5 protein-coding genes and 1 tRNA gene are annotated in these 3476 nt (G+C 43.2%); 2 read left to right on the forward strand and 4 right to left on the reverse strand.

Annotated elements, in window-relative coordinates; all coding sequences use genetic code 11:
- Positions 1 to 83: 83 nt before the first annotated feature.
- The 4 genes from NJ959_RS27385 to NJ959_RS27400 all read right to left on the reverse strand — a co-directional run bounded on the left by NJ959_RS27385 (position 84) and on the right by NJ959_RS27400 (position 2312).
- Entirely contained in the window at positions 84 to 887 is an 804-nt protein-coding gene (locus NJ959_RS27385) for a Tic22 family protein (protein WP_254014926.1), read from the reverse strand.
- A 322-nt stretch (positions 888 to 1209) separates the two neighbouring features.
- Positions 1210 to 1283: transfer RNA gene (locus NJ959_RS27390), tRNA-Pro, on the reverse strand.
- On the reverse strand, positions 1274 to 1642 hold the full coding sequence (locus NJ959_RS27395; RefSeq protein WP_254014927.1) for a hypothetical protein: 369 nt from the start codon (positions 1640 to 1642) through the stop codon (positions 1274 to 1276). Before NJ959_RS27395 ends, NJ959_RS27390 begins: the two co-directional genes overlap by 10 nt.
- Positions 1643 to 1790: 148 nt before the next feature.
- Positions 1791 to 2312 carry a GNAT family N-acetyltransferase gene (locus NJ959_RS27400; protein ID WP_254014928.1) on the reverse strand — a complete coding sequence of 174 codons (522 nt, stop codon included), beginning with the start codon at positions 2310 to 2312 and terminating at the stop codon, positions 1791 to 1793.
- Positions 2313 to 2502: 190 nt separating this feature from the next.
- Here NJ959_RS27400 and NJ959_RS27405 point away from each other — a divergent pair, with 190 nt between their 5' ends.
- Together NJ959_RS27405 and NJ959_RS27410 are read left to right on the forward strand one after the other, a co-directional pair.
- Entirely contained in the window at positions 2503 to 2673 is a 171-nt protein-coding gene (locus NJ959_RS27405) for a hypothetical protein (protein WP_254014929.1), read from the forward strand.
- A 129-nt stretch (positions 2674 to 2802) separates the two neighbouring features.
- On the forward strand, positions 2803 to 3476 hold a 674-nt coding region (locus NJ959_RS27410; RefSeq protein WP_254014930.1), incomplete at its 3' end, for a hypothetical protein.

Consider the following 3476-nt stretch of genomic DNA (forward strand, 5'->3'; position numbering starts at 1 on the left):
TAACTCAAAACGGACTTCGTCCCGCTGCGCTAACAAAACTCAAAACTCAAAACTCTCCACTCCCTACTCCCCACTCCCCTATTTTAACGTCGGGGGTTTGGAGACTGATTAGAAGGTGGGTTTGATTGCATAAATTGCACGGCTTCTTGAGATGGCTGTAGGAAAAATTTCTCTAAAACGGGATCGTTATCGTTTTTGAGAGTGGCAATAACATCTTCTAAGGTAATTACTTCTATTGAAACTTTGGCTGCTATTTCAGGATTTTGTGCTGTTATTTCCTGCAAATTCTTTTGAAGTTCTTCTTTTTCAAAGAATAAAGGAATTACTTCGCGATCTCCGTTTTGTCCGGGCAGATATATTTTTTTATCTCCCACTGTTGCGACTGCTACAAATAGAGGGACTCCAGGAAATCTCTCTACTTTTTGACCGCTCTGTTGGAGTAATGCGAGCGCTGCATTCACTTGTTGCTGCTTCGGTAAAAAGTCAACGGCTATCCGCTGCTGTTGGGTTTTGTTTGCTGCCTCTAATTGTTTATAAATAAACCCTAAAGATCTAGGCATAATCTGCAGGTTTTTTGCTTCCTCTGGTTGACTGGTTTTTAGCTGAGTTAAAGCAGTCTGAGCATCTTGTGGACTCATAAATAGTGGAGTTACCACTACTGTTTTCTTATCATCACAACTGCCTGGTTCACCTGTTTCCGGTGCCACGCACTGACTGATAGGAATACCATTTGCTTGAGCTATCATAAAGACTGGCACTGTTCTTAGGGCTGAGATAACTTGCTCTTCTGTTAGTGCCATTACCCGTAGATTCCCGGAAAATAAGGAACCGATTAGGGTAGTACAGACTAAACCTAATGTTGTACTGAAGCGGACTAATGATTTCATTGAAATTACCTGATAGTTATACTTGAGGAACGCGATGGGTACGGCTCTACTCGTTGATTTGTTTGTCAGACCTATTGATTCTACTGTTTAAGTTAGGCGATAGTTAGGCATGAATTATAACAGTCTTTGCTTTGGTTGAGCGGTCAGGTTTCCTGACTCGGTTTAATCTTACATAGTTCCACGACTTGTCCGTTGTACCCCACACTATAAACTATCTTTTATACATTTTTATAGTATAAATTGCGTGATTCTAGTTTAAATACACAAAGCAAGAGTCCTGAGCAATACTCAGAACCCTTATTGCATATAGTTTTTTCTTTAATCGGGATGACAGGATTCGAACCTGCGACCCCCGCATCCCAAATGCGGTGCGCTACCAAACTGCGCTACATCCCGTAGTTATAATGTTCTATTCTATGGCAATTAGCGCATAAAACAACACATTTTTCTATCTCCCCTTTGATCCTGGCTAATGACGCACCTCTAGAAACAAAATCCGCTATGGCAAAATCTTTTTCTCCAGGGTCAAGATGATGAAAGTCTAAGGCGCGATAGTCAGCGAAGCCACATTTAGTACAAAATAAAGTTTTCTTGTATTCGGCAAACCCAGCATATATTTCATGCCTGCGCTCTTTTTGTCTCAACTGCTTGCAGGAACGGCACTTGTGCCGTCTGTAAGTTTTGCCGCTGACAATTGCCGCTATCGAGAAATTTTCTTCATCTTGTTCTATGCCACAGTACCTACAAAGTTTCATCAAAACTGCAAATTCCGTGCATTAGTAAGCTCTTCTACATCCCCGTACTGGGATATTATAACCTGATTTCGCCTCTCTTGTGTAAAGTTAACTCTATTAAGTTAACCGTATCAAGCCAACTCTGTCAAGGGAACTGGGCAACTAAATTTCAATCAGGATACCAAAACATGCCTTTGATCCCTTCTGGATCTGGCATAAATCCCATTCTCCGATAAAAATTCACCACATGAGGATCGGCAAATAGGGTGATATTGCTAATATCCTCGTTGCGAAGTTTTTTAATCGTGTATCGCATTAACGCCTTTCCTAGTCCCTTGGTTTGGAACTCTGGGTGAACTACCACATCCCAAATTGTGGCATTAAAGGCATGATCGGAGGTAGCACGAGCAAAACCAATTAGCCGTCTGGTGACACCTCGCTGTTGCCACATAGACACAACTAAGAAGCTGTGTTGAATTGCTTTCCTCACTTTGCGCATGGGGCGGCGGGACCAACCCACAGCATCGCAAAGTTCTTCTAACTCGTAAAGATCGATGTCTCTCTCCGTGCTAAAAAATATGCGGGTGCTGGTGTCAGCGCGATCGCTCACCACTGGAACCCCGTCTGCTTCCAACCTTGTCTGGATGGAGGCAGTCTCAGCACTACCAAAAAAGCTTTTCCAAAAACCCATGCCGATTTGGCTGTCGCATTTTTATACTAATATACCCAACAACTAGCTGCTTCTTGCCGCCGGAGCGGATCAGAGCATCTGCGCGATCGAGAACTAACTTACATAGCAGTTTATCCTAAACACAACAGGTACAGCCAATAACTATCCTTGGGTTGTCACCACACCAGGAGTATCCCAGTCTCAAGAAAGGATGTTGGATTTTTCCATACCGATCCGAAGTGGCATAAACTTAAAATCTGGCGATCGGATCAATCGCCACGAATTTAGTCAAAACCAGCGTGAAATTGATGATAACACAACTATGCCACCCTATTCCCAAATCTCAGCAATCGGTCAAGACTCAATGTCAGACATTCTTTAGCTAGACTTAGGCTAAATAAGAGTAGTTAAGAGAGATTAACCAGATTTGGTAGGTTCGTTCCAAAAAGCTGACTTGGCTGTTGTATCCCAAAAAGCTTTTAATAAAAGCAAACGCCTCTTCCCCCTATTTATGGCTGCGGGTTTGAAATCATCAACACTAGAACTGCTGAAACGCTTTAACCGAGCGTTTCCTGAGTTTTATGAGCAGTTTGTCAGCTCTGAGAGTCAACTGCAAAACCTCCGACTGGCGTACAAACTGTACAAAAGCAAGCGGGTGGTAATCGAGATTAAACCAGAAGGCTCTAAAAGTGCCTTGCATTTCGCCTATCGCAATCAGTCTTTTCTCCTCAGTGACATTTTTGGGGTTTTGGCGGCTTACGGGCTGACTATCCACAGTCTCAGTCTCCATGGTCAAATTAATCCACCGATGTTGGTATTTATCAAACTGGTGGTTTCCCGTGGTAGCAAAGCCTTGACTAACAAAACTGGAGAAAATGTCGCTCGTGCGATTCGGGAGGCTTTGGCTGGGCGCTTTGAAGTGGAGGAGATGCTGGCTGTCGAATTTAATCTGGATGCGGGGTTGAAGCAGGTGGAAACCGAATTCTATGTCGATCCGGTTTTCCATCTCCCAGCTATTTTGATTGAAGCTGATAATCAGCCCGGTTTGTTCTACAAGGTTATGTATGCCATTTGGCAAGAGGATTTATTGGTAGTTAATGCCAATTTACTGGTGTGGCGCGGACGTACTAGGCTAATTCTGTACCTCCTAGGTCCTAATGAAAACTTGATACCTGAATATTTGGG

Origin of the sequence: Limnofasciculus baicalensis BBK-W-15, assembly GCF_024178385.1 — a bacterium.
GTDB classification, from domain to species: domain Bacteria; phylum Cyanobacteriota; class Cyanobacteriia; order Cyanobacteriales; family Coleofasciculaceae; genus Limnofasciculus; species Limnofasciculus baicalensis.